The following is a 24,573-nucleotide window of genomic DNA, read 5'->3' as shown; positions in this document are numbered from 1 at the left end:
TCATTGCGCCGAGCAGATGTCCTGCAGCGCCACCCATTGCGCATCTTCCAGAACCGGCTTCGGCGCCGGCTGGCCCTTGAACGGGTCGGCCTCGATCAGGCCCAGCACCGACTCTCCGGTCGGGTCGAGCGCGTAGGCATAGGGCGTCGCGCTGACCCCGGCATCGCGGAAGGCACGCAGCAGCGTGTCGCCATCGGCCCGCGCCGGGGGGTGCTGCAGCAGATCCTGCGCATATTCGGCAAGCCCGCTCTCGGGAAGATCGCCCGTCGTCAGCAGCCGCAGTGCTGCCGCGGGGCCCAGACGGTCGAGCATCCGGTGCAACGGGCGCCCTCCGGCGGCGCTGTTCTGCGCGGCGATGATGTAGCCCGCGACGACCTCGGGCGTGTCTGGCCCGTCGATCGTGTCGCGGCCGACCACGGTCATCCCGCCCGGCAGTAGCCGCGCCCCTTCGAGCGCCTGCGGGAGGACCGCGATGACCGATTGTCCGGGCAGCCGTTCCGCCAGCGCGGACAGGGCGCGATCCCCGCCGGGGCTGTGACAGGCCGAGCCGGTCATCTTCACCATCTCGGAGAGCAGCTTGCGGCCGATCTCGACGCGTTTGGCCTGGGGGGCGACGCGCGCGGCATGATCGACCAGCGCCGAGGGCAGCCAGAACAGGGCCACGGCGCCAACTGCCAGCAGCACCGCCCCGATGAGCACGCCGCGCAGCCGCCCCGGATGCGGGCGCTTTGCCTCGATCATCGCATGGACCTTCTCGATCGCGGCGATCATCGTCTCGTCTTCGATCTCGAGCTCTTCGCCCGGCTCCTCGGAGGGGGCGAAGATCGCGGGGCGTTTGCCGGGATTGCGGCGATGCATGGCAGGCAGCGACCAATGCGCGAGCGCCGTGCCGGAGCGCGACTCCGACAGCACAAGCGTCGCGTCGCCCAGCGAGAGGATCACCTCGCGGCGCTGCGCGTCCGCATCGGGACGCCATATACCGATCGCCTCGAGGCGTTCATATTCGGAGAGGGCGGTCATGCGGGCCCGTTTCTGCTCTTGTTTGTCAAGAGGATAGCCGATCCTGCCGGGGGGTCAATCAAACAGCCCTGCCTGTAACGTAAACCGCCCCGCGCGGAAAGCCGAGCGGGGCGAGATGGGTCGCAATTCAAATCGAAGCGCGCGGAAAGCGAAGGGCCGCCCGCGCGGTCGTTCGTCAGGGGCGCAGATAAGCGTAGCCATCGCGTTGCAGATCGACGAGATAGGCCGCGCCGGAGGGGACGATTTCCGCCTCTTCGACCATCGGAGGCTCCTTCCCGAGCTTCTTGGTCATCGCCGCGAGCGTGTTGGCGCAGGCGCGGAAATGGATCGGCTGACCCAGCATCGCCATTTCCTCGACGCGCGCTTTCACCGGCGAGGTGTCGGCGCGCAGCATGTTGAGGCCCGGCCCGTAGGTGACCAGCTCGATCTGGACGTCTTCGCCCTGGTCTTTGTAATATTTGATCATGTTGAGCGCGTTGTTCAGCGCCATGTTCATCACTTGCGGATCGGCGCTATTGACCTGAATGGCGATTTTCTCATTCGCCATAGCGGGCAACGCCCAAACCATCGCCGCGAGCGCAAGCCCGAGGCGGAGTCCTCCCTTTACCATCGTGATCTCCCTTTCACTTCATGGACGGCCAGCGTCAACGTGCCGCACCTGAAAAGCAAGTGGTTGCACGGACTGCTCCCGAAATTTCACGGCCTCGTGATGCGGGGCGGCGCTTCTTGGTGACGGAACAAGCCAGCGCGGGGGCGATTGACCGCGCGCAGGCGAGTGTCTATCTGCTGCCTTGCGCGGATGGCTGGATGGCCGCGAGTTCCCGTAGCCCCGTGTATGCGGGTAGCCGGGGGCCCGAGGAAAGTCCGGACTCCATGAAGCAACGGTGCCGGGTAACGCCCGGGCGGGGAAACCCGACGGAAAGCGCCACAGAAAACAAACCGCCTCGGTTTCGGCCGGGGTCAGGGTGAAACGGTGGGGTAAGAGCCCACCGCGGGACTGGTAACAGGACCGGCACGGCAAGCCCCACCGGGAGCAACGCCGAATAGGGATCGCGTGCTGCGCCGCTTGCGGTGATGGCAGGGGAGCTTCGCCCCGAGCGATCCGGGTTGGCAGCTAGACCCTGTGAGCAATCGCAGGGCGAGAGGAATGGTCATCCATGGGGGTGCAAGCCCCCGGGACAAAATCCGGCTTACAGGCCATCCGCGCAAATTCTTCTTTCGCTTCAAGATCGAGGGCAAGGAACAAGCCCCCGCCCGCACGGGTTCCCGCCACTGCGGCACAGTGAGCGCGCATTGAAGCACAGGCCTCTCCATGATCGTGACTTGCGTTTCGCATCGAATTGGCCACGCTCGACGCAAAGGCGCGAACAGCCAAGACCAACTAGGGGAGAGAGATTGCCATGGGCTATACGATCGACAAGGTGATGACCGGGGCATTCGACGAGGTCGAGGCGAAAGTGCGCGAGGCGCTGGCCGAAGCGGGCTTCGGCGTGCTGACCGAGATCAATGTGTCCGCCACGATGAAGGCCAAGCTCGACAAGGACATGCCGCGCTACAAGATCCTCGGCGCCTGCAACCCGAAGCTTGCCTATGAGGCGATCGGCGTCGCGCCGCGGATCGGGGCGATGCTGCCGTGCAACGTGGTGCTGCGCGAGGTGGAGGACGGGATCGAAGTCTGCGCCGTCGATCCCGTGGCCTCGATGCTCGCGGTCGAGAATGACGACCTCACCGAAGTTGCGAGCCAGGTGCGCCAGATGCTCGCCGACGTGGTTGCCAAGCTGTAAATCGCGTGAGTTTTTTCTAGCCAAGCGCGTCCCTGCGCGCGAAGCTGTCTCAACAGGAATCCGCATTTCGGGGGAATGATATGAGCTTCGTGAAGACATTGGCCACGCTCGCGGTGGGCTTCGCCGCCGCCAAGGGCGTGGAGCGTTTCAACAAGATGGGCGGCCTCGACGGCATGAAGGACGCGCTCGGCAAAGCGGGCGAGCCCGGCGGTATGGGCGACCAGATGGGCGAGTGGGCCGAGAGGATGGGCATGCCCGGCGGCAAGGAAACCGTGCGCGGTCTCTTCGGCCAGTTCGGCTCTCAGGCAGCCTCCGCGACGGCGGCGACCGAGGCGGGGCTTGGCGCGCTGATTGGCGCCATGACCGGCGCTGCGAAAACGGGTGCGGGCAATATCTCGGAGATGCTTGGCGCCGTGACCTCCGGCACGCCGGTCAACGCGATGATGGAAGATCAGGCCAAGCTGATGATCCGCGCGATGATCCAGGCCTCGAAGGCCGATGGCGAGATCGATGACACCGAGCGCCAGACCATCCTCGATCACCTGTCCGACGCCTCCGACGAAGAGATCGCCTTCGTGAAATCCGAACTCGACGGTCCGATCGACATCACCGCTCTGGCCAATGCCACCTCGGATCACATGAAGTCGCAGGTCTATTCGTCTGCGCTTCTGCCGATCACCGTCGATACCGAGGCGGAGAAGCAATATCTGGCGAATCTCGCCGCGGCGTTGGGCCTCGAGACCGAGAAAGTCGCCCAGATTCACGAGACGATGGGCAAGCCGCTGATCTGAGCGGAAAAGGGCGTCACCGCTTTATGAGCCGTGGGCGAAGAATTTTCAGCCTGCGGCCCGGTTTGCCGGTTGACTCCGCATCGCGCATCGCTAAAAGGCGGGCTTCAAGGATTCCGCGGGTGCGTAGTTTTTTCGATGCCCGGAGCTAGGAGATAAACAATGGCGAAGCCGACGACGATCAAGATCCGTCTGAACTCGACGGCGGGCACCGGGCACTTCTATGTGACCAAGAAGAACGCCCGCACCATGACCGAAAAAATGACCGTGAACAAATACGATCCGGTCGTGCGCAAGCACGTCGAATACAAGGAAGGCAAGATCAAGTAAGATCGCCTGACCTTGACGGTTAGAAGGCCGTGCCTCCGGGCACGGCCTTTTTCTTTTGGATTGGAAACTCGCTGCCCGGATCAGCCGCGAAGCGGCCCGGGCCGCGCCCGACCTCCCCCGGGGAGGGCGCATTGGCGATGTCGTTGCGGGTATCGCTGTCCTACGGGCTTGCGGGATAAAGCGCCCAGCCACCGAGCGCTGCAAAGCGCCCACCCGAGGTCGGGCGCGGCCCTCTGGAGGCATAAGACGGAGTTAGCGGGTTTACCCGGGCGAATTGCCTACGCAATCCGCGTTCGCCGCTTCGGTGGCTCCACTGGAGCCCCCGATCTGCGCCTTCAGCAATCGCGCCCCGGCGCCTCCACGGTCGGCGCGTTCGCCGCTGAGGGCTTCCACTGGAAGCCCTCCGAGGCGCGGCTCACCCCACCAGCCACAGCGACAGGTAAAGCGCGGCGAGGCCGCTGAGAATCGCCCACAGCGTGTTGCGCGTGGCGATGCCGACGCCCAGCGTCGCGAAGGCGGCGATCATCCGTGCAGGGTCGGTCTCACCGCCCGTGGCCGCAGGCCACAGCACCAGCGGCGCCACCAGCCCTGGGAGAACCGCGACCGGCGTATAGCGCAGGTAGCGCAGCGCCCATTCCGGCAATTGCCTGTCGCCGAGGAAGCCCATGAAAGAGAAACGCAGGAAGAACGTGCCGATCCCCAGCGCAATGATGATTCCCCAGATCAGGGCGTCCGAATACCCGTTCATTCCCGCACCGCCTTTCTGCGCGCGACCCAAAATTCGACCTGCGCACCCGTCACCATCGCGGCGACCGCGGCGATCATCAGTCCCACGCCGGAGGGCAGGAAGCTCAGCGCCAGCGCGCCGACGACCGAGACCGCCGCCGCCGCGACATGGGCGAGCGTGCGCAGCGCCGGCCCGATCATCGCGAGGAAGGTGATCGGCACCGCGAAATCGAGCGCGAATTCCGGCGGGATTTTCGCGCCCACCAGCGCGCCGAGCAGCGTCGCCACATACCAGTTCGGGCAGATCGGGCTGCAGACGCCTGCGTAATAGGCCAGCTTCTCGGCGCGGCTCATCTCCGGCTCGGCCTCGTATTCATTGGCCGCCATCGCATAGGACTGATCGACCATGAAATAGGCCACCAGCGCCTTCTGCCATGTCTTCGCCTTGCCGAAATGCGGCGTCAGCGCTGCCGAATACATGGCCATGCGAAGATTGACCGCAAGCGAGGCCGCGAGGATCAGCAGGACCGGCGCGTGATCGCCCATCAGCTGCAGCGCTGTGAATTGCGCAGCGCCCGCGATGACCATCACCGAGAAGCCCATGACCTGCGCCAGATCGAGCCCCGCACTGGTTGCCGCCACCCCGAACAGCAGCCCGAAGGGCATGATTACCAGAAGGAACGGCAGGCCATGCCGAAATCCGCGCCAATAGGCGGCTCGGATCGTGCCTTTCGGGGCCGTCCCGTTCGCGGTCATGTCCGACATGATGCTTGTCTCCCGTTCTCAGTTGCGGGACAGATAGGGAAGGATGCGGGCAAAGGCAAAGCGCGCGATTGTATTGGAGGCAATCATCTTGACCGCTGGCGAAGATGTCGGGCCGCGTGTGGTCGCGGTGATCCTTGCGGGCGGGCAAGGGCGGCGCATGGGCGGCGTCGACAAGGCGACGGTGATGCTCGCCGGGCGTCCGCTGTTTGCGCATGTCGCAGCCCGGATCGGCCCGCAGGTGGCCAGGCTCGCGATCTCCGCCAATGGGGCGGCGCTGCGATTCGCCCCGATCCCCGTACTGCCCGATCCGCCCCAGCGGCGCGGCGAGGGGCCTCTGGCGGGGCTCCTGAGCGCGCTCGACTGGGCGGCGGAGCAGGGCGCGGAGCGGCTGCTATGCGTGCCTGTCGATACGCCCTTCCTGCCCCACGATCTCGTGGCCCGGCTAAGCGCCCCCGGTGGCGCGGCCTATGCCGCCTCGAATGGCCGCGACCATCCGAGCGTGGCGCTATGCCCGGTCGCGGAACGCCCCCGGATCGCCGAACTCTTCACCTCCGGAGAGCGGCGCTTGCGCGCGGCCTTCCCGGACGCGGCGCCGGTGGAATTCGAGGGCAGCCCCGACCCGTTCACCAATCTCAACACGCCGGAAGATCTCGCAGCGGCGGCCGCGCATCTGGCGGAGGCGACACGGTGACTCAGGTGTCGATCCGGCACGGGCTCGCACGCGAGCATCGCACGGCTGCGGCGGGGCTCTACTGGCAGGCCTTCGGCGGCAAGCTCGGGCGGGTGATGGGCCCCGAGCCGCGCGCCCTGGGCTTCATCGCCGACGTGATCGACCCCAGCCACGCGCTCTCGGCGCTCGACGGCAACGGCACGCTCGTCGGGGTGGTCGGGTTTCGCACCCATCGCGGCTCCTTCGTCGGCGGAAGCTGGTCCGATCTGCGCAGCCATTACGGGCGCAGCGGCGGGCTCTGGCGTGGCGCCTGCCTGCATCTTCTGGCGCATGATCTGCCCGCGGGCGGGATGATGGTCGACGGGATCGCGGTGCGGCCCGAGCTGCGCGGGGCGGGCATCGGGCGCGCGCTGATCGAGGCGCTGTCCCATGAGGCGCGCAGGCGCGGCTATGCGGCGCTCTGCCTCGACGTGATCGACGAGAATCTGCGCGCACGTGCCTTGTATCAACGGCTGGGCTTCGAGGTCACGGGGCGGCGCACATCGCGGCTGACGCGGCTGGTCTTCGACTTCCGGTCGGTGCAACTGATGCGCCGCGCGCTGTGAAGGCTCTGCCTCCGCCGCGCCCATTCGTATTGGCAAAAATATCCCGGGGGTGAGGGCGAAGCCCGAGGGGGCGGGCCCCCCTCAGTCGAAACTTCCGGTGACGCGCCCCAGCAGCATGAAGGCGCGCGCGGTGCGGGTCTCGGCCATCTCGGCGATGTCCTGATCCGACGCGTTCTTTTCGAACTCCGCGAAGGTGCGGTCGAACTGGCGCAGGAAGTGATGCGCCACGTCGCGGAAGATCGTGTCGCCGCGCATCCGGCCAGCGCTGAGCGCCAGAGACGAGCGGTCGCGGATGCCGCCCAGGCTGGTGATCTCGCGCCCGCGCTCGCCTTGGGCGAAGCGACGCCACAGCTCGGGCCGGGCGCGGTCGGGTTTGAGGTCGTCCATGTAGATGCCGTCCTGCGCGAGCAGGTTCAGCACATCCTGCGCCGAGCGCAGCAGCTTAGCCGTCGACCGGTCTTCAAGGGCGCGGCGCAGCGCGCGGAAGCCTTCGGTATCGTCGGGCGAATCCGGGAAGTTCAGGGCGCGGACGAAATCCGCGACCGAGAGCGGCGCGCGCAACTCCTCGGCAGGGGTGCCGAGCGCCAGCATCGGTTCGCTGTCATCGGGCCGCGGCGGGGGCGGGGCCACCAGCGCCGCCTTGCGATCGGCCGAGGGCTGGCTCGCCTGCACGTCGCGGCGCGAGGCGAAGGTCGCGATGGTGGTTTCGGCCTGCCGGGCGACGGCGGCGATCTCGTCGAGCTTCTTCTCGACATTCTGATCGGTGCGCAGCGCCTGCTGATTGAGCCAGGCCGTGCGCATCGCCTCGATGGATTGCTTGAGAGCGGCGGTCTCGGCGCGCATCTCGCGGGTTGCGCGGGCCGTTACGGCCGCGACCCAGATCATCACGATCGGCACCGCCATCCCGACGACGAGGCTGACGGTGGCGAACAGCGATGCGGCGCGCGCGATCCCCGGGGCGAAGAACCAGAAGGCCACGACCATGAAAACCCACAGGAGGCTAAGCCCCAGCGCGATCCATTCCGGCGCGCCGGGGTATCGCGTCTTGAGGCGTGGACGACCGGCAGGCGATTGCGGTCCGCCGGGCATGGCGAACCGGTCCTTGTCCTGCTCTGCGGGTCCTTCCATTCAGGCTCTCCGTCAGTGGCGCGCGGTCAGATGCTCACCGCGCAGGGGACGACCGCGTCAGGCGAAAACGATCTTGAGGATTTCGTAAGCCTTGTCGCCGCCCGGCGTACGAACCTCGACCGAGTCGCCCTCGTCCTTGCCGATCAGCGCACGCGCCAGCGGCGATTTCATGTTGAGCTTGCCCTTCTCCAGATCGGCCTCGGGCTCGCCGACGATCTGGTAGGTCTTCTCTTCGTCGGTGTCCTCGTCGACGATGGTGACGGTCGCGCCGAATTTCACAGCGCCCGTCATCTTCGACGGGTCGATCACCTCGGCCCGGCCCAGAAGCCCTTCGAGCTCCTTGATCCGGCCTTCGATAAAGCCCTGCTTCTCGCGTGCCGAGTGGTATTCGGCATTCTCCGAGAGGTCGCCCAATTCCCGCGCTTCCGCGATCGCAGCAATGATCGCGGGCCGCTCTTCGGACTTGAGCTTTTTCAATTCTGTATTGAGCGCGTCGAAACCCGCGCGCGTCATCGGTTGTTTGTCCATGGAAGGCTCCCGAATTCGGAACTGTCCCCAATTCAGGGCATCTAAATCTTCTCTGACCCCCGGAAGTCAAGTGGACAGCGCGATTTTCGCGGCGAATTGCCGATCTCCTCAGTCTGGGAAGGGATTGTAATTTGGCGCAAGATTGTTGCGCGGCATCGCAGCGTAACAATTGCCTCGTTACGCGAGGTAGGCTAGGCAGGACGCCAGCTAGGACGACCAGCAAGGGGTTCGACAGACATGACCGACGTGACGCGCGAGTCGATGGAATATGATGTGGTGATCGTGGGCGCGGGGCCTGCAGGGCTTTCGGCGGCGATCCGTCTCAAGCAGATCGACCCGGAGCTCGAGGTCGTCGTGCTCGAGAAGGGCTCGGAAGTGGGCGCGCATATCCTTTCGGGCGCGGTGCTCGACACCAGCGGGTTGGATCAGCTGATCCCCGACTGGAAGGACAAGGGCGCACCGATCACCGTGCCGGTCAAGAAGGACAATTTCTACATGCTGGGCGAGGCCGGGGCGATGCGCATCCCGAACTGGCCGATGCCGCCGCTGATGTCGAACCACGGTAAATACATCGTTTCGATGGGCAATGTCTGCCGCTGGATGGCCGAGCAGGCCGAAGGTCTGGGCGTCGAGATCTTCCCGGGTATGGCCGCCTCGGAAATCGTTTGGGACGGCGATCGCGTCGCCGGTGTCGTCGCGGGCGAATTCGGCAAGAACCCCGATGGCACGGAAGGCCCGGGCTACGAGCCGGGCATGGAGCTGCGCGGCAAATACGTGATGATGGCCGAAGGCGTGCGCGGCTCGCTCGCCAAGGTGGTGATGGAGAAGCACAACCTCTCCGACGGTCACTGCCCGCAGAAATTCGGCCTCGGCATGAAGGAAATCTGGGAGATCGACCCGGAGAAGCACCGCGAAGGCACCGTGACCCACACGATGGGCTGGCCGCTCGGCGGCAATGCGGGCGGCGGGTCGTTCATCTACCACCTCGAGAACAATCAGGTCTATGTCGGCTTCGTGGTGCACCTGAACTACGAGAACCCGCACCTGTATCCCTACATGGAGTTCCAGCGCTTCAAGCATCACCCGATGGTCGCGGAACTTCTGGAGGGCGGCAAGCGCGTGGCCTACGGCGCGCGGGCGATCTCGGAAGGCGGCTGGCAGTCGATCCCGAAACTGACCGTGCCGGGCGCGGTGCTGCTGGGTTGTTCGGCGGGGCTCGTGAACGTGCCGCGCATCAAGGGCAACCATAACGCGATGCTGTCGGGCATCGCGGCGGCGGAAGCTGCGGCAGAGGCGATCAAAGGTGGCCGTTCGGGCGATGAACTGACCGAATACGAAGCCGATCTGCGCTCGGGTCCGATCGCGAACGACCTCAAGAAGGTCCGCAACGTGAAGCCGATGTGGTCGAAATGGGGGATGGTCCCCTCGCTCGTCCTCGGCGGGCTCGACATGTGGACCAACGATGTCTTCGGCTTCTCGCTGTTCGGCACGCTCAAGCATGGCAAATCGGATGCGAAAGCGACCGGCGAGGCGAGCAACTTCAAGCCGATCGATTATCCCAAACCCGATGGCAAGCTGAGCTTCGACCGCCTGACCAATGTCAGCTTCTCGAACACCAACCATGAAGAGAGCCAGCCCTGCCACCTGAAGTTGAAGGATCCGTCGATCCCGATCTCGGTGAACCTGCCGAAATATGACGAGCCCGCGCAGCGCTACTGCCCGGCAGGCGTCTACGAGGTGGTCGGCGAGGGCGACGACGCAAAGTTCCAGATCAACTTCCAGAACTGCGTCCACTGCAAGACCTGCGACATCAAGGACCCGAGCCAGAACATCAACTGGACCACCCCGCAGGGCGGCGACGGGCCAAACTACCCGAACATGTGATCGCGAAAGGGGCCTGCGGGCCCCTTTTTGCACCGGACTCTGGGAAGGCCGAATATGCCGACGCAAACACCGACTGGCTCGTTTCCGACCCGGCCGATCGTCGTGGTCTGTCGCCCCTTCGACGAAAACAGCGGGGGGCAGATCGTGCTCCACGCGTTGATCGACCGCATGCGGAGCCTTGGCGTCGACGCCTATGCGAGTCAGCCCTGCAAGACCTACCGGTCTCTGCGCCCCGCGTGGCTTGGCGCGTTGAAGCGCTGGAACTATCGCCGGAAGCTGCCCGAATTTTTTGCGCATGAGAGCATGGATGTGCCCATGGCCTCCGATGCGGTCCTTGACGATGCGATCATTGTCTATCCGGAGACGGTCAGGGGTAACCCGCTGGAAGCCGAGCGCGTGGTCCGCTGGCTGCTGAACCGCCCCGGCCTGTTGGGCGGCAATGAGACCCTCGATCCGAGCGAGGAAGTCTTCTTCTATCAGGAAGCCTTCGCCGAGGGTGTCGCCCCGGTTTCCCCCGATCGTCTGCTGCGGGTGCGGTGGTTGCGCGAGGACGTCTATCGCGATGAAAATCGCCCGCGCTCCGGCAGTTGCCGGATGATCCGGAAGGGAACGGACACGCTCTCGCAAATCCCGGAAGGCGACCGCGCTATTCCGCTCGACGGTCTCAGTCACCAAGAAATCGCCGAGGTCTTCAATAAGACCGAAGTTTTCTACTGCCACGACCTCTACACGATGTATGCCTATTACGCGGCGCTGGCGGGCTGTGTGCCGGTGGTCGTCCCGCGTCCCGGCTTGAGTGCGGAAGACTGGCGGGACGGCTTCGAGTTGAAGCACGGGGTCGCTTATGGTGAGGAGGAGATCGACTGGGCGCGCGCGACGCGCGATCAGTTGATTGCCGACATGGCAGCGGCCAGAGAGCAGGAAACCGAGAATGTCTTGCGCTTTCTCGCTATTCTGAAAGAGCGCTTCGGCTGATCGCGCCGGCTGCGAGGAGGAATTTGTGCCCATGCGAAACATCGTGATCTATGGCTGCGGCGGCTTCGGGCGCGAAGTGCTTCAGGTGATTCATGCGATTAACGCGGAGGCCGCGACATGGAACGTGCTCGGTTTCGCGGTCGATCCCGGCATTGAGCACCCGGAGACGGTCCACGGGCTGCCGGTCACCTCCGATCTGTCCACCTTCGGAGACGATCCGCTGCCGGATGTCGTGATCGCGATTGGGTCTCCGGCTGCACGCAAGGGCATTGCGACCCGTTTGGGCGCGCGCGGACACGCTTTTCCGGTGCTGGTGCATCCGAGGGCGTGGCTCGGTGAGAATGTCCGGCTGAGCGACGGTGTCATCATTTGCGCAGGCGCCTGCCTGACGACCGATATCGAGCTGTCCGATCATGTTCACATCAATCTCAGCGCGACGGTCGGGCATGATGTGGAAATCGGATCCTTCTCGACGATCAGCCCGGGGGCGAATATCTCGGGCAACGTCCGCTTGGCGGAGGAAGTCGAGATCGGCACCGGGGCGAGCATCATTCAACGCATCCCCGTCGGCCGGGCTTCGGTGATCGGCGCGGGGGCTGCTGTGGTCCGGGAAATTCCCGAAAACAGTGTCGCGGTGGGAGTCCCCGCGAAGGTTATCCAGACCAAGAGCGATCCCGCCTGAGTTCAAAGCAGGCGCTCGATCGCCTCCCGCAAATCCCGGTCGCTCAGCAGGGCGACATCGGGATGCGTCGGGATGTTGACGAGATTGCGATACAGCTCCGTCGTCTTCGGCAGGTCAGCCAGCGGTTTGTAATATTTTCCGAAGGTCAGCTGTTTGCTGTCCAAGATCGTTTCCAAAGGGATTTCCGTCTCGGCAAGATAACCCCAGCTCATGGCGGGCGCGCCGATGTTGAATGGCGTCAAAGGGCGCAGGCCAAGCTCGCGCGCGATGTGATGGACGCGCTCGGCCTGCTCGAAATACTCTTTCTCCCAAGTGTCGACCCGCTCGAGGCGGTCGATCAGAAAGGCGCAGGAAATGTCGGAAATCTTGCCGTTGTTCACCCAGCAAGACGGCTCTGCCGGAACCGCGCCGTAATTGATCAGGCTGTAAAACTCTTCGGATAGCTCCGCGGGCGTAATCGCAAGACCACCTTCGCCCATGCCATAAGGCTTGGTGTGGTGCAGGCTGAGCGCCTGCCACGGCCAATCGGGTAAATCGCGATTGATCCCCGCCGCGTTATCCAGAAGCAGGAGTTTCCCGGTGGCCTTGGCGTATTCGATATAGGCGGAGAAGTCCCGATGAAGGCCGAACGGATTCACGACGACGAGCCCGTCGAAACTGTCTTCGGGAAGCGCCTTCAACTGATCCAGGTCGAGAAGCCCCTGATCGTCGCAATCGACAAAGTGCATATCGGCGAAGTGGCCGCGTCCCAGGTTCTGAAAGCTGAACGCGGAGCCGACCCATCGCAGCGCGCGCCCCTCGCGCAGCGCCAGAAGCTTCGCCATCGCCTCCAATGCAATTCCGGCGTTCGCGCAGGGCGTGACGGATGTTTGCGGTCCGAAGCTGAAATGCGCAGCGAATGATTCTACGAGCTTTCGATACAGAGGGCCGCGATTTGCCCAGCTGTTTTCGCGACTGCAGAGATCGAGCAGCGTGGTCACTCGAGTCATATCGGGAGATTTGGCGTTGATGAACTTGACTTGGGTATCAGTCACAAGGTGATCGTCTTTCAACTCGAAGAAGAATTTACAGGCAGACTGATAACCTTAAAGATGTGCAATCTGCAAATACTCGTTATGCGTAGCCTTCGAGCCTGGCGAATTCTCGTCGTCTCGCCTGAAGCTGTGGTTGAGTATCCGCGCGCGACGACTTTACGTCAATTCCCTCATCACAACGCCGTGTCTGTGCAGGCGGCTTCCCGCGTGCGGTGGTTCGGCTCATTGTAATGCCCGCAGCGCGCCGTTACGCTCGATTTCAACCCGAATGAGAGGACCGTTTCGTGTCGAGTTTGAAGACCCCGCTGCGCCTTGCGCTCTTCGCCCTCTTGATGGGCTCCACCGCGCCGATGCCGCTGCTGGCTCAGGATGCGCCGAAGGCTGGCAGCGCCGAAGATGCGGCGCAGGCTGCCGATGACGCCGAGGCCAAAGGCGATGCTGGCGAGACCGCGAATGACCCGAGCCCCGCAGAGGCGGGGGCTTATCTCGCCGCGCGCATCGCGTCGCAGCAATTCGATTTCGCCGAGGCCGCGCATTACTACCGCCAATTGATGACCAGCGGCGATACCAGCGGCGCGACCGCGGAAGCGACGCTCGTCTCCGAGATTGCGATCGCCGATTTTGACCGCGCCACGCCGCTTGCGCAGCAGATGGTGGAGGCCGGGACCGGCAGCCAGATCGCGGCGCTCACCGCGTTGGCGGCCGATGCGCATGACAAGAACTGGACCGGGGCGCTCGCGCTTCTCGACAGCGGCGCCGATCCCGGGCCGCTCGTGGGCGGTCTGACCAAGGCTTGGGCGTTGGCGGGCGACGGCAAGATGTCCGACGCCTCCGCGGCCTTCGACGAAGTCGGCAAGCAGCAGGGCCTCGCCGCCTTCGCGGGCTTCCACAAGGCGCTCGCGCTGGCGCTGGTCGGCGATTACGAAGGCGCCGATGCGATCCTGAGCGGCGAACACGGCGAGAAGATCACCTCGACCCGCCGCGGCGTGCTGGCCCATGTCGAAGTGCTCTCGCAGCTCGAGAAGAACAAAGAGGCGCTGAAACTGATCGAGGATCGCTTTGGCAAGGATCTCGACCCGCAGCTGAAGGATATTCGCACCAAACTGGAGGCGGGCGACACGCTGCCCTTCGACGTCGTGCGCAACGCGTCCGACGGCGTGGCGGAGGTCTATTACTCGGTCGCACAGGCGCTGATCGGGGATGCACCCGACACGTTCACGCTGGTGCATTCGCGGCTGGCAAACATGATCCGGCCCGACATGGATGACGCGACGCTGCTGACCGCGTCGATGCTCGACCAGCAGGGCCAATACGACCTTGCCATCGAAGCCTATGCCGACATCAAGCCCGACAGCCCGATCTACCACGCCGCCGAGATCGGGCGCGCGGAATCGATGGTGCGCGCGGGCCGCAACGATGCGGCGATCGAAGTGCTCGAGAACCTGTCGCGCAGCCGTCCCAAGCTCGTGGGCGTCTGGACCGCTCTGGGCGACACGCTGCGCCGCGAGAGCCGCTTTGCCGAGGCTGCAAAGGCCTATGACAAGGCGATCGACCTGCTTGGCCAGCCCGAGCCGAAGGACTGGTTCGTCTGGTATTCGCGCGCCATCGCGCAGGAACGCTCGGGCAATTGGGACGAGGCCGAGAAGGGCTTCCGCGAGGCGCTGCGTCTCTCGCCCGATCAGCCCTCGGTGCTCAACTATCTGGGCTATTCCTATGTCGACAAGGGCGAGAATCTCGACGAGGCGCTCGACATGATCCGCAAGGCCGCCGCCGAGCGTCCCGATGCGGGCTTCATCATCGACAGCCTCGGCTGGGCGCTGTTCAAGCTTGGCCATTATCAGGAGGCGGCCGAGAAGATGGAGCGCGCCGTGGAGCTCGAGCCGCGCGATCCGCTGCTCAACGACCACCTCGGCGATGTGCTCTGGGCCGTGGGCCGCCAGCGCGAGGCGAAATTCCAGTGGCGCCGCGCGTTGTCCTTCGCGACCGACGATGCGGAGACCACCGAGGAGCTCGATCCCGATGCGATCCGCCGCAAGATCGAGGTGGGTTTGGACCAGCTGCGCAAGGAGCAGGGTCTGCCGCCGCTCGAGGACAAGGGCCCGAGCAAGGATACCGCTCAGGCTGCCCCCGAAACTCCCGCGAGCGATGCGAATAATTGACGCCTTCGCGCCGGCGAAGATCAACCTGACGCTCCATGTCACCGGCCAGCGGGCCGATGGCTACCACCTGCTCGACAGCCTCGTGGCCTTCGGGCCGATGGGCGACCGGCTGGTGCTGCGTGAGAGCGATGTGCTGTCGCTCAGCGTCGCGGGGCCCGAGGCGGCGGGCGTGCCCGCCGACCCGTCGAACCTCGTGCTGAAAGCCGCGGCCCTCCTGTCGCGCCCGGCAGGGCAGGGGGCCGAGATCCATCTCGACAAATATCTGCCGCCCGCCTCGGGCATCGGCGGTGGATCGTCAGACGCGGCGGCTGCGCTGCGGGGGCTGGCTGCGCTTTGGGACCAGCCGCTTCCGGCAGAGACCGCACAGCTTGGGGCAGACGTGCCGATGTGCCTGACGCCGCAGCCCCAGCGCGTGCGCGGTATCGGCGAGACGCTCGACCCCGTGCCGCTGCCGCCGCTGCCCGCGCTACTGGTCAACCCGCGCGTCGAGGTGCCGACGCCTGCGATCTTCAAAGGGCTCGATTCGAAGGACAATCCCCCGATGCCGGAAGTGCTGCCGACCTTCACTGGCGCGGCCGATTGCATCGACTGGCTCGCGACCCAGCGCAACGACCTCCAAGCCCCCGCCATCGCCTCCGCCCCGGTGATCGGGGAGGTTCTGGACGGTCTCATGATGCTGCCCGGTTGCCGCCTCGCGCGCATGTCGGGCTCGGGGGCCACCTGTTTCGCGCTGTTCGAGACGCTGGACGGGGCGCAGGCCGCCGAGGCGATGCTGGCCCAACGTCGCCCCGACTGGTGGCGCGCCTCGGGCATGCTCGGCGATCAGATGCAAAAGGCGCAGCCTCAAAGCCGCGCCTCTTCCTCTTGACCTAAATATCCCCGGGGGAGCCCGCAGGGCGGGGGGCAGAGCCCCCCTCAGCGCAGTCGCGCCACCACGTAATCCGCCAGATCGTCCAGCATCTGCCGCAGCTCGCTCTCGGGCAGGACCTTGAGCCGCTCGCGCCCGCGATCGGCCCATTCGAGGGCTGCCGCGCGGGTCTCTTCCAGCGCGCCGGTCGCGTGCAGCAGCTCCATCGCATGCTCCAGATCGCCCTCGCGCTGGTCACCCTTGTCGATGGTGCGGGTCCAGAAGGCGCGGGCGTCCGCGTCGGCTTTCGCCAGCGCCTTGATCAGCGGCAGGGTCAGCTTGCGCTCGCGGAAATCGTCGCCCACGTTCTTGCCCATCGTCTCGGCATCGCTGAGATAGTCCAGCAGATCGTCAACCACCTGGAACGCGATCCCGAGGCTCTCGCCGTAATCGTGCAGCGCCGCGATCTGGTCCTCCGGCGCACCGGCCAGAACCGCGCCCGCCTCGGTCGCCGCCGAGAACAGCGCCGCCGTCTTGCCGCGCACCACCTTGTAATAGGTGTCCTCGGTCGTGTTCAGGTCTTCCGCGGCCGAGAGCTGCAGAACCTCGCCCTCGGTGATGACGGCGGAGGCGTTCGACAGGATCGACAGAACCCGCAGGTTGTCGGTGTCGGTCATCAACTGGAACGACCGCGCAAACAGGTAATCACCAACGAGCACGCTCGACTTGTTGTCCCAGAGCAGGTTCGCGGTCGGGCGGCCCCGGCGCTGCTTGCTCTCGTCGACCACGTCGTCATGCAGCAGCGTCGCGGTATGGATGAACTCGACCGCTGCCGCGAGGTTGTGATGCAGGCTGCCCTCGTAGCCGCACAGCCGCGCCGCCGCGACGGTCAGCATCGGCCGCAGCCGCTTGCCGCCCGCGCCGACCAGATGGGCGGTCACTTCGGGGATACGCGGCGCGTTTTCCGAAGCCATGCGCTCGGCGATCAGCGCATCCACCGCCGCCATGTCGCTGGCCAAGGCTTCCGCGAGCCGGTCATGCGGTTTCGCCGTGTTGTCGGGCTTGTCGTCGAGGCTCATGTTCATCCCTTCGATCTGCCTCATCTCGACAGCCCTCGCAAGGGGCCGTAAGTGAGGGATATGAAAGAGCTACTGCGCAGCACGGACCCGGTGAAACTGGCCATGGCGACCGCCCTTCTCGAGGGCGAGGGTATAAGCACGTTTCAACTCGACGTCCATACGAGCGTGCTGGAAGGCTCGCTCGGAATCCTTCCGCGCCGCCTGATGGTGCGCGACAGCGACATGTTCATGGCGCAGGCGGTTCTGCGCGATAACGAGATCAAATCGGATTGATGCCCATGGATCGGTTCGGGCCCGATGAATTGACAGTCGATGGCTTTCTCGGCGGGCGGTTGCGCATCGCCCAGCCGCGCGCGGGCTACCGCGCGGCGATGGACCCGGTCCTGCTGGCGGCGGCCTGTCCGGCGCAGGCGGGCCAGTCGGTTCTGGAGCTCGGCTGCGGGGCAGGGGTGGCGAGCCTGTGCCTTGGCTGGCGGGTGTCGGGGCTTGCGCAAAGCGGGGTGGAACTGCAGCCCGCCTATGCCGATCTGGCCCGGCGCAACGCGGCGGAGAACGGGATCGCGCTCGAGGTGATCGAAGGCGATCTGGCGCAGATGCCGGCCGATCTCCGGGCGCGCAGCTTCGATCATGTCATCGCCAATCCGCCCTATTTCGGGCCCGAGGACGGCACGCCCGCCGCCGATCCCGGACGCGAGCGCGCACAGCGCGAGGCGACGCCGATCAGCGCATGGCTCGACGCGGGGCTACGGCGGCTCAAGCCCGAGGGGCGGATCACGCTGATCCAGCAGGCCGACCGTCTGGCGGACCTATTGGCGGGGTTGCACGGGCGGACCGGCGCGATCACCGTTCTGCCGATCGCCCCTCGCACAGGGCGCGCAGCGCGGCGGGTGATCGTCACGGCCCGCAAAGGCGCGCGGACGCCGCTGCAGCTTCTGGCGCCGCTGATCCTGCATTCGGCGCCGGTGCATTCACGCGACGCAGAGGATTTGACGGATATTGCGCGCGAAATCCTGCGCGAAGGTCAAAAATTGCCGATTCCGCGTTAACGCTTTCGCAAGATTTCGCGAAAATGCTGGGGATAACCCGTCGCTATACGACATTTCCGTGACACGACTCAAAACCTGTGCTGCAATCGATGGGCTGACAACTGGAGAGGAGACTGCCATGTCGCTTGGTTCGCATATCACCGAACTTCGCAAAAAACATGAGGCTCTGTCGATGGAGGTCGAGCGCGCATCGCGCAGACCCGGCATCGACGATCTCGAAATCGCTCAGATGAAAAGGCAAAAACTTAGGCTGAAAGAGGAAATCCGCCGCCTCGAAACGGCCTGAGGGCCCTCCCACGAGTTTAACCGGGCCGTCCTTCGGGGCGGCCCGTCTCTTTTGAAAAAGGGCCGTTAGAGCGGATGCCGACTCAGGCCGAACCTTTCCGCGGTATCTCCTGCCCGGTCATATCCGGCGGCGGAGGCGCGGCGCGCCGACGCCGACCGCCAAGCGCCGCCAGCCCGGCGCCGCCCGCGATCATCGCCGCCGCAATCAGCAGGGTTGGGCGGGCGCTCGCGATCCCGACGGCGACCAGCACCAGCGTCGAGACCAGCGGTGCGGCGTAAGAGGCGGTCCCCAGAAGCTGAATATCGCCGCGCTTCACGCCAAGATCCCATGTATAGAAGGCAAGCCCGACCGGCCCCAACCCCAAGCCGATCACCGAGGCCCAGCCGATCGCGCCCTGCGGCCAGATCGTCGGCTCCAGTGCCAGATGGGCGACGGCCGACAGGGCCGCGCTCGCGAGGCAATAGACCGCGACCGCCGCCGTCGGCACCGCGCCGAAGCGCCGCGACAGCAGCGAATAGCTCGACCATGTCAGCGCGCAGATCAGCGCCAGCCCATAGCCGGGCAGCGCCGCCGGATCGGCGGAGATTCCGCCCCCGAGGATCAGCGCCGCGCCCCCGAAAGCAAGCACCGCTCCCGCGACATGCCAAAGCGTCAGCCGCTCGCCGGGCAACAACCCCGAAAACAGCACGATCAGCAGGGGCCAGAGATAGGCGATCAGCCCGGCCTCGGCCGGGGGCGCGAGGCGCAGCGCCGAGAAATAAAGGAAGTGATAGCCGAACAGCCCCGCGGTCCCGGCGAGATAGACCTTCCACGACACGTGCCGCAGCTGCCCCAGCGCACCGGTCGCTACCAGCCAGATCACGCCCACCGCGCCGCCCAACGCGAAACACAGCGCGTTCAGCATCAGGGGCGGCACCGGAGCCGATCCCACGGTGAACAGCGCCAGCAGCGCCCACAGCAATACCGCCGTGAACCCGATCGAAGTGGCCTTGCCGCGTGTCATGCTGTCCCCGCCAAAACAAAGAGGCCCGCAAAATGCGGGCCTCCGTCGAGAATGCCAAGAGGCGAAATCAGATGAAGTACTGACCGCCATTCGCGGTGATCGTCGAGCCGGTGATGAAGCCCGCATCGTCGGAGGCGAGGAACACCACGCAGCGCGCGATTTCTTCGGGCTCGCCCAGACGACCGACCGGGATCTGGCCGATGATCGACTCGCGCACCTTCTCCGGCACCGCCATGACCATCTCGGTCGCGATATAGCCGGGGCAGATCGCGTTCACGGTGATGCCCGCGCGTGCGCCTTCCTGCGCCAGCGCCTTGGTGAAGCCCAGATCGCCCGCCTTCGCCGCCGAGTAGTTCGCTTGAGCGAACTGGCCCTTCTGGCCGTTGATCGAGGAGATGTTCACGACCCGGCCGAACTTGCGCTCGCGCATCTTCGTCCAGAGCGGATGGGTCATGTTGAAGATGCCGCTGAGATTGGTGTCGATCACCTGGTTCCACTGCTCGCGGGTCATCTTGTGGAAGGGCGCGTCGCGGGTGATGCCCGCGTTGTTCACCAGAACGTCGATCGGGCCGACTTCGGATTCGATCTGTTCGATCCCCGCCGCGCAGGCGTCGTAATCGGCGACCGACCATTTGTAGGTCTTGATCCCCGTCTCCTCGGTGAACTTGGCCGCAGCCTCCTCATTGCCGGCATAGTTCGCGACGACCGTGTAGCCCGCCGCCTGCAGCGCCTTCGAGATCGCCGCGCCAATGCCGCGCGATCCGCCGGTGACCAATGCAACTCTCGCCATGATTCCTCCTCCAAATGGAATGCCCTTGAAATGCTGTTACCGAAAATGACAAGAGCGCGCAACAAAGTTGCGCGCTCTTTTTGCAGATGCAGCATTTTTTTGCCGTTAGAGGCCTTCAATGCACATTGCGACGCCCATACCGCCACCGATGCAGAGCGTGGCGAGGCCTTTTTTCGAGCCCTGACGCTTCATCTCGAACAGAAGGGTGTTGAGGATTCGCGCGCCGCTGGCGCCGATCGGGTGGCCGATGGCGATGGCGCCGCCATTGACGTTCACCTTGCTGACATCCCAACCCATGTCCTTGTTCACCGCGCAGGCTTGCGCCGCGAAGGCCTCGTTGGCTTCGATCAGGTCGAGATCGGAGGCTTTCCAGCCCGCCTTCTCCAGCGCCTTGCGCGAGGACGGGATCGGGCCGCAGCCCATGATCGACGGGTCGAGCCCGGCGGTCGCATAGGAGGCAATGCGGGCCAGCGGCGTGAGCCCGCGCTTCTCGGCCTCTTCCTCCGACATCAGCAGCACCGCGGCCGCACCGTCATTGATGCCGCTCGCGTTGCCCGCGGTCACCGAGCCGTCCTTGGCGAAGGCCGGGCGCAGCTTCTGCATGTTCTCGATCGTCGCGCCGTGGCGGATATATTCGTCCTGATCCACGACCGTGTCGCCCTTGCGCGTCTTCACGGTGAAGGCGGCGATCTCGTCGGCAAACTTGCCGGCCTTCTGCGCGGCCTCGGCCTTGTTCTGCGAAGCCAGCGCGAATTCGTCCTGCATCTCGCGCGAAATCTGCCACTGGGTGGCGACATTCTCGGCGGTCTGGCCCATGTGGTAGCCGTTGAACGCGTCCCACAGGCCGTCCTTGATCATCGAGTCGATCATCTTCATGTCGCCCATCTTCTGACCCGCGCGCAGATGCGCGACATGGGGGCTGAGCGACATGCTTTCCTGACCGCCCGCGACGACGATATCGGCATCGCCGCACATGATATGCTGGGCGCCGAGCGCGACCGTGCGCAGGCCCGAACCGCAGACTTGGTTGATCGACCAGGCAGCGCTTTCGATCGGCAGGCCCGCGTTGATATGGGCTTGGCGGGCGGGGTTCTGGCCTTGGCCCGCGGTCAGCACCTGACCGAGGATCGTTTCGGACACATCGGACTTCTCGATCCCGGCGCGGGCGACGACGGCCTCGATCACGGCGGCGCCGAGGTCATGTGCGGGCGTATTGGCAAACGCGCCCAAAAACGAGCCGACGGGCGTACGCGCGGCCGAGACGATGACGACATTGGTCATGGGATCCTCCTCATCACTTAAGCGGGCGCGACAGCGCGTCCGTTCTGCTGCTGTGCAGCATGGCGGAAGGGAACGAGAGGTCAAGCTTAATCCCGTCGCTCTGGAAATTGTTAACGCAACTTTATTGCGCTCTGGCTGGGGTCATGCACGTCTCCGTTGCGGTTCGTGAGACTGGCTCCACGGGGGGTGGATCGTCGGCGCGCCGAAGTAATAGCCCTGCATGCAATCGACGCCGAGGCTTGCCACATATTCGGCATCCTCCAGCGACTCGACCGCTTCGGCGATCGTGAACATCTCGAAATGGCGCGCCACGTCGAGCAGCGATTTCGTCAGCGCCTGATTGTCCGGATCGTGCGAGATGCCGCGGATGAACTGCCCATCGACCTTGATGATGTCGAAGTAGAAATCTCGCAGATAGCGGAAAGACGTGTAACCCGCCCCGAAATCGTCGAGCGCGAAACTGACGCCGCGCGCCTGCAAATCCTCCATGAAGACGCTGACCAGTTCGGGAATTTCCATCGCCGAGCTTTCGGTAATCTCCAGTATGAGACGCTCGCCGACGGTCTCATCGACCGCGAGGCCGCGATTGAGAACCTTGGTCCAGGGCGCATAGCCGATCGAGCGCGCCGACATATTGACCGCCAGGCGCAGATCCGGCTGCCCGAGGAGCGCTTTCAGACCCAGTTCGAGCGAGAGGCAATCGAGTTTCCGCCCGACCTCCGTACGTTCGATCGCGTTGATGAACTCCTTCGCGGGGATGATGCGCCCGCGATCGTCGAGAACCCGGATCAGGCCCTCGTAAAACGCAGGTCGGTCGGGGCGGCAGGTCTGGATCACTGGCTGATAGGCCAGCATGACGTCATGCCGGTCGATCGCCGCGCGCACCATGGCCAAGGCCTGTCGGCTTTGCTCGGCAGCCGCAAAGCTCAGCGGGCTATCTTCGTCACGATGCACCGGCATGGCCCTCGCGTCTCGATTCGTCATCTGCCCCTCCTTCGCCTTCGAGCCAAGCATCCGCGCAAGCGCCTAAGAAGGGGTAAAGACCGGGAAATAGGCCGGACTCGTGGTTAACTGGAAATTCGCATCCGGCGTTAAGTCGATGGTAACCGGCAGGTGCCTAGGGTGGAGCTTGATGGAACAGAATGGGCGATGACGAAAATGGGGCAGCCGGCACTGCGCGGCACCAACGAGGTGCCTTTCGCGCTGGAAGAATTGTTCTACTCGCGCACCGATACGCGTGGGGTGATCCAATCGGGCAACGAGATTTTTCGGCGCACCGCGGGTTTTGAATGGTCCGAGATGATCGGGGCGCCGCATAAGATCGTGCGTCATCCCGATACGCCGCGCGCGGTGTTCAGGGTGCTTTGGGATGCGCTGAAAAAAGGCTATCCCATGGGCGCCTATGTGAAGAACAAGGCGAAAGGCGGCGGGTGGTATTGGGTCTTTGCGGTCGTCATGCCGATCGAGGGCGGCTACCTCTCGGTCCGGCTGAAACCGACGAGCGAGCTGTCCGATGAAATCCATACGCTTTACCGTGATCTCTCTGCGCGCGAACGGGCGGAGTCCCTCGACCCGGAGGAGAGCGCGACGCTGCTACGTGATTTCGCGGAGCGTGGCGGCTATTCCAGCTACACCGCCTTCATGGCCTATGCGCTGGCGCTCGAGCTTACCGAACGGGATCGTCGCCTCAATCGAAATGCCGATGAGAATACGCGGATGCTGGCCGAATTGAACACCGCGATGGGGCGGCTCACGAAGGAGCAATTCGGACTTCTACGCAGTTTCGAAGCGCTGCAATCCGTGCCGAACAACATGCGGATCGTCGCCTCGCGGCTCGAGCCGTCCGGGGGGCCGGTGTCTGCGATCTCGGAAAACTACAAAGCCTCGTCTGCTGTCATCTCGGAGCGGCTGCGCAAATTCGTTGCCGGTCGCGGCAATCTCTGTGGTCAGATGGCCTTTCAGGTCGCGCGCGCAGTGTTCCAACTGGGCTGCGCGCGCGTCCTCAACGAAATGAGCACCAATTTTATGGGCGAAGAGGCGCAGAATGATCGGCCCCGAGAGGAAGAACGCGCTTTGCTGCAGTCGCTCGTCACCAAAGGCACTGCCGATGCGAATGCCGCGATGCGTCAAGCGGCCGAACTCGCCGACGACATGATGAACCAGAGCCGAGACATTCGTCGCCAGCTGCTCGGGCTCGACACGATCCGCGTCCTTGGGCGCGTCGAGTGTGGGCGCATGCGGGATGCGAATGGCGGGCTCGCGGCTACGATCGACCAGCTCGACAGTTTCCATGACGATATCAAAGGGCGACTGGAGGCCATCCTGGCCCTGTCGGAAGAGATTGAACATTGGCTAGGGCGCTATCTGCGCGCGGGGAGAAGCGCGGCGTGAGTCTCGGCAGACCCGAGCGCAAAGGAAAACATTCGGCGTAGAACATGGCTCGCGGGGGCAGAGGCGTGGCGGGCAGTTCAGATGCAGCCCAGACGCCGGGCTCTGCAGAATGTTGCGACACGCGGACCGGGTTGCGCGGGATGCGATCGAAGATCGGGCCGCAACGGAAGACCGGTCCGGCGGCAAAGTGCCTGCTGCCGCTACATCACCCTGCGCTTACTTCTCGTCGATCAGCGCCTCGATGACCTTTTTCGCCTCGGGCGAATCCCATTCCGCGCCGCCGATCATCCGGCCGACCTCATGGCCGTTCTTGTCGACCAGCACCGAGACCGGCAGTCCGAGAACGCCCATCGCGCGGGCGGCGAAATTGGCGTCGTCGTGGAAGCGGGGCAGGGCGTCGATGCCCTCCTTGTCGAAGAAGGCGGCGACTTTCTCGGGCGAGTTCGAACCGCCCGTGGCAATCGTCATCACCTGAAACCCATTCTCGCCGTAGGCTTTTTGCAGCGCATTCAGCGAGGGCATTTCCTCGCGGCAGGGCGGGCACCACGTCGCCCAGAAGTTGATCAGGACCACCTTGCCTTCGAAATCTTTCATCGAATGCTCGTCGCCGCTTTCATCGGTCACCGTGAAGGGCGGCAGCGGCAGCGGTTCGTCATAGGTGACGAGGGATTCCATCTGTCCCGATTTCACCGCATCTAGATCCGCGGCCTGCGCAACATTTGCACCCAGCGCCAGCGCCGTATAAAGGACGAGAAACCGTAACATATAGCCT

Annotated in this window: 27 protein-coding genes and 1 other RNA gene; 15 read left to right on the top strand and 13 right to left on the bottom strand. The window is 64.7% G+C overall.

From position 1 onward, the window contains the following. Both BMI88_RS11840 and BMI88_RS11835 read right to left on the bottom strand, forming a co-directional pair. Positions 1-1,020 carry a hypothetical protein gene (locus BMI88_RS11840; protein WP_078549002.1) on the bottom strand — a complete coding sequence of 340 codons (1,020 nt, stop codon included), beginning with the start codon at positions 1,018-1,020 and terminating at the stop codon, positions 1-3. 175 nt (positions 1,021-1,195) lie between these two features. Then, positions 1,196-1,630 carry a DsrE family protein gene (locus BMI88_RS11835; RefSeq protein ID WP_078548999.1) on the bottom strand — a complete coding sequence of 145 codons (435 nt, stop codon included), beginning with the start codon at positions 1,628-1,630 and terminating at the stop codon, positions 1,196-1,198. A gap of 185 nt (positions 1,631-1,815) precedes the next feature. On the opposite strand from BMI88_RS11835, the gene rnpB reads away from it, so the two are divergent. The 4 genes from rnpB (at position 1,816) to rpmG (ending at position 3,922) form a co-directional block, all read left to right on the top strand. Then, an RNA gene (rnpB, locus tag BMI88_RS11830) (RNase P RNA component class A) lies at positions 1,816-2,229 on the top strand. Positions 2,230-2,420: 191 nt separating this feature from the next. Continuing rightward, positions 2,421-2,804, top strand: coding sequence for a DUF302 domain-containing protein (locus tag BMI88_RS11825; protein WP_078548995.1), 384 nt, complete (start codon positions 2,421-2,423; stop codon positions 2,802-2,804). Positions 2,805-2,884: 80 nt separating this feature from the next. Further along, positions 2,885-3,595 (top strand): tellurite resistance TerB family protein, encoded by a 711-nt coding sequence (locus BMI88_RS11820; protein ID WP_078548992.1) that lies wholly within the window; start codon positions 2,885-2,887, stop codon positions 3,593-3,595. 159 nt (positions 3,596-3,754) lie between these two features. Continuing rightward, entirely contained in the window at positions 3,755-3,922 is a 168-nt protein-coding gene (rpmG, locus tag BMI88_RS11815; protein WP_011750518.1) for a 50S ribosomal protein L33, read from the top strand. 415 nt (positions 3,923-4,337) lie between these two features. Here rpmG and BMI88_RS11810 read toward each other — a convergent pair whose 3' ends face one another. Next, entirely contained in the window at positions 4,338-4,670 is a 333-nt protein-coding gene (locus BMI88_RS11810; RefSeq protein WP_078548989.1) for an AzlD domain-containing protein, read from the bottom strand. Next, entirely contained in the window at positions 4,667-5,413 is a 747-nt protein-coding gene (locus BMI88_RS11805) for an AzlC family ABC transporter permease (protein ID WP_246831874.1), read from the bottom strand. The genes BMI88_RS11810 and BMI88_RS11805 overlap by 4 nt, the downstream gene beginning before the upstream one ends. 88 nt (positions 5,414-5,501) lie before the next feature. On the opposite strand from BMI88_RS11805, the gene mobA reads away from it, so the two are divergent. Next, positions 5,502-6,104, top strand: a complete 603-nt coding sequence (gene mobA / locus BMI88_RS11800; protein ID WP_281480229.1) for a molybdenum cofactor guanylyltransferase MobA — start codon at positions 5,502-5,504, stop codon at positions 6,102-6,104. After that, on the top strand, positions 6,101-6,688 hold the full coding sequence (locus BMI88_RS11795) for a GNAT family N-acetyltransferase (RefSeq protein ID WP_246831873.1): 588 nt from the start codon (positions 6,101-6,103) through the stop codon (positions 6,686-6,688). The genes mobA and BMI88_RS11795 overlap by 4 nt, the downstream gene beginning before the upstream one ends. Before the next feature lie 81 nt (positions 6,689-6,769). Here BMI88_RS11795 and BMI88_RS11790 read toward each other — a convergent pair whose 3' ends face one another. Continuing rightward, positions 6,770-7,816 carry a hypothetical protein gene (locus BMI88_RS11790; protein WP_232621654.1) on the bottom strand — a complete coding sequence of 349 codons (1,047 nt, stop codon included), beginning with the start codon at positions 7,814-7,816 and terminating at the stop codon, positions 6,770-6,772. 57 nt (positions 7,817-7,873) lie between these two features. After that, on the bottom strand, positions 7,874-8,344 hold the full coding sequence (gene greA / locus BMI88_RS11785) for a transcription elongation factor GreA (protein WP_078548983.1): 471 nt from the start codon (positions 8,342-8,344) through the stop codon (positions 7,874-7,876). Between the two features lie 237 nt (positions 8,345-8,581). Between greA and BMI88_RS11780 the strand changes: the two genes are divergently transcribed. The 3 genes from BMI88_RS11780 to BMI88_RS11770 are packed head-to-tail and all read left to right on the top strand — an operon-like array spanning position 8,582 to position 11,885. Continuing rightward, the gene (locus BMI88_RS11780; RefSeq protein WP_078548980.1) at positions 8,582-10,228 is read left to right on the top strand and encodes an electron transfer flavoprotein-ubiquinone oxidoreductase; all 1,647 of its coding nucleotides are present in this window, start codon (positions 8,582-8,584) and stop codon (positions 10,226-10,228) included. Positions 10,229-10,282: 54 nt separating this feature from the next. Continuing rightward, the gene (locus BMI88_RS11775) at positions 10,283-11,203 is read left to right on the top strand and encodes a hypothetical protein (RefSeq protein WP_078548977.1); all 921 of its coding nucleotides are present in this window, start codon (positions 10,283-10,285) and stop codon (positions 11,201-11,203) included. 31 nt (positions 11,204-11,234) lie between these two features. Then, positions 11,235-11,885: an acetyltransferase gene (locus BMI88_RS11770; protein WP_078548975.1), complete on the top strand. Its 651-nt coding sequence runs from the start codon at positions 11,235-11,237 to the stop codon at positions 11,883-11,885. Positions 11,886-11,887: 2 nt separating this feature from the next. Here the strand turns inward: BMI88_RS11770 and BMI88_RS11765 are convergent, their stop codons facing one another. Further along, positions 11,888-12,874 carry a DegT/DnrJ/EryC1/StrS family aminotransferase gene (locus BMI88_RS11765; RefSeq protein WP_246831890.1) on the bottom strand — a complete coding sequence of 329 codons (987 nt, stop codon included), beginning with the start codon at positions 12,872-12,874 and terminating at the stop codon, positions 11,888-11,890. Positions 12,875-13,203: 329 nt separating this feature from the next. Between BMI88_RS11765 and BMI88_RS11760 the strand changes: the two genes are divergently transcribed. Together BMI88_RS11760 and BMI88_RS11755 are read left to right on the top strand one after the other, a co-directional pair. After that, positions 13,204-15,078, top strand: coding sequence for a tetratricopeptide repeat protein (locus BMI88_RS11760; RefSeq protein WP_146673556.1), 1,875 nt, complete (start codon positions 13,204-13,206; stop codon positions 15,076-15,078). Then, positions 15,065-15,946: a 4-(cytidine 5'-diphospho)-2-C-methyl-D-erythritol kinase gene (locus tag BMI88_RS11755; RefSeq protein WP_078548966.1), complete on the top strand. Its 882-nt coding sequence runs from the start codon at positions 15,065-15,067 to the stop codon at positions 15,944-15,946. The genes BMI88_RS11760 and BMI88_RS11755 overlap by 14 nt, the downstream gene beginning before the upstream one ends. A gap of 47 nt (positions 15,947-15,993) precedes the next feature. Here BMI88_RS11755 and BMI88_RS11750 read toward each other — a convergent pair whose 3' ends face one another. Then, positions 15,994-17,028: a polyprenyl synthetase family protein gene (locus BMI88_RS11750; protein WP_244176598.1), complete on the bottom strand. Its 1,035-nt coding sequence runs from the start codon at positions 17,026-17,028 to the stop codon at positions 15,994-15,996. A 36-nt stretch (positions 17,029-17,064) separates the two neighbouring features. On the opposite strand from BMI88_RS11750, the gene BMI88_RS11745 reads away from it, so the two are divergent. The 3 genes from BMI88_RS11745 to BMI88_RS11735 all read left to right on the top strand — a co-directional run bounded on the left by BMI88_RS11745 (position 17,065) and on the right by BMI88_RS11735 (position 18,336). Then, the gene (locus BMI88_RS11745; RefSeq protein ID WP_075773958.1) at positions 17,065-17,277 is read left to right on the top strand and encodes a DUF2007 domain-containing protein; all 213 of its coding nucleotides are present in this window, start codon (positions 17,065-17,067) and stop codon (positions 17,275-17,277) included. A gap of 5 nt (positions 17,278-17,282) precedes the next feature. Beyond that, complete coding sequence (locus BMI88_RS11740; protein ID WP_078549782.1) at positions 17,283-18,050, top strand: methyltransferase; 768 nt, start codon at positions 17,283-17,285, stop codon at positions 18,048-18,050. A 118-nt stretch (positions 18,051-18,168) separates the two neighbouring features. Further along, positions 18,169-18,336 carry a DUF465 domain-containing protein gene (locus tag BMI88_RS11735; protein ID WP_078548964.1) on the top strand — a complete coding sequence of 56 codons (168 nt, stop codon included), beginning with the start codon at positions 18,169-18,171 and terminating at the stop codon, positions 18,334-18,336. An 82-nt stretch (positions 18,337-18,418) separates the two neighbouring features. Here BMI88_RS11735 and BMI88_RS11730 read toward each other — a convergent pair whose 3' ends face one another. From BMI88_RS11730 to BMI88_RS11715, 4 genes are all read right to left on the bottom strand, one after another. Continuing rightward, on the bottom strand, positions 18,419-19,339 hold the full coding sequence (locus tag BMI88_RS11730; RefSeq protein ID WP_078548961.1) for a DMT family transporter: 921 nt from the start codon (positions 19,337-19,339) through the stop codon (positions 18,419-18,421). Between the two features lie 67 nt (positions 19,340-19,406). After that, a complete protein-coding gene (locus tag BMI88_RS11725) occupies positions 19,407-20,129 on the bottom strand; it encodes a beta-ketoacyl-ACP reductase (protein WP_078522527.1) in 723 nt (240 codons plus the stop codon). Positions 20,130-20,234: 105 nt separating this feature from the next. Then, a complete protein-coding gene (locus BMI88_RS11720; protein ID WP_078548959.1) occupies positions 20,235-21,410 on the bottom strand; it encodes an acetyl-CoA C-acetyltransferase in 1,176 nt (391 codons plus the stop codon). A gap of 141 nt (positions 21,411-21,551) precedes the next feature. Beyond that, positions 21,552-22,394 carry an EAL domain-containing protein gene (locus BMI88_RS11715; protein ID WP_078548956.1) on the bottom strand — a complete coding sequence of 281 codons (843 nt, stop codon included), beginning with the start codon at positions 22,392-22,394 and terminating at the stop codon, positions 21,552-21,554. 174 nt (positions 22,395-22,568) lie between these two features. On the opposite strand from BMI88_RS11715, the gene BMI88_RS11710 reads away from it, so the two are divergent. Beyond that, positions 22,569-23,801 carry a PAS domain-containing protein gene (locus BMI88_RS11710; protein WP_246831872.1) on the top strand — a complete coding sequence of 411 codons (1,233 nt, stop codon included), beginning with the start codon at positions 22,569-22,571 and terminating at the stop codon, positions 23,799-23,801. Positions 23,802-24,017: 216 nt separating this feature from the next. On the opposite strand, the gene BMI88_RS11705 is transcribed toward BMI88_RS11710, so the two are convergent. Continuing rightward, entirely contained in the window at positions 24,018-24,566 is a 549-nt protein-coding gene (locus BMI88_RS11705) for a TlpA disulfide reductase family protein (protein WP_078548951.1), read from the bottom strand. Positions 24,567-24,573 lie beyond the last annotated feature (7 nt).

The organism is Thioclava sp. F36-6, assembly GCF_002020305.1.
GTDB classification, from domain to species: domain Bacteria; phylum Pseudomonadota; class Alphaproteobacteria; order Rhodobacterales; family Rhodobacteraceae; genus Thioclava; species Thioclava sediminum.
This window is presented reverse-complemented; position numbering and strand designations above follow the sequence as displayed.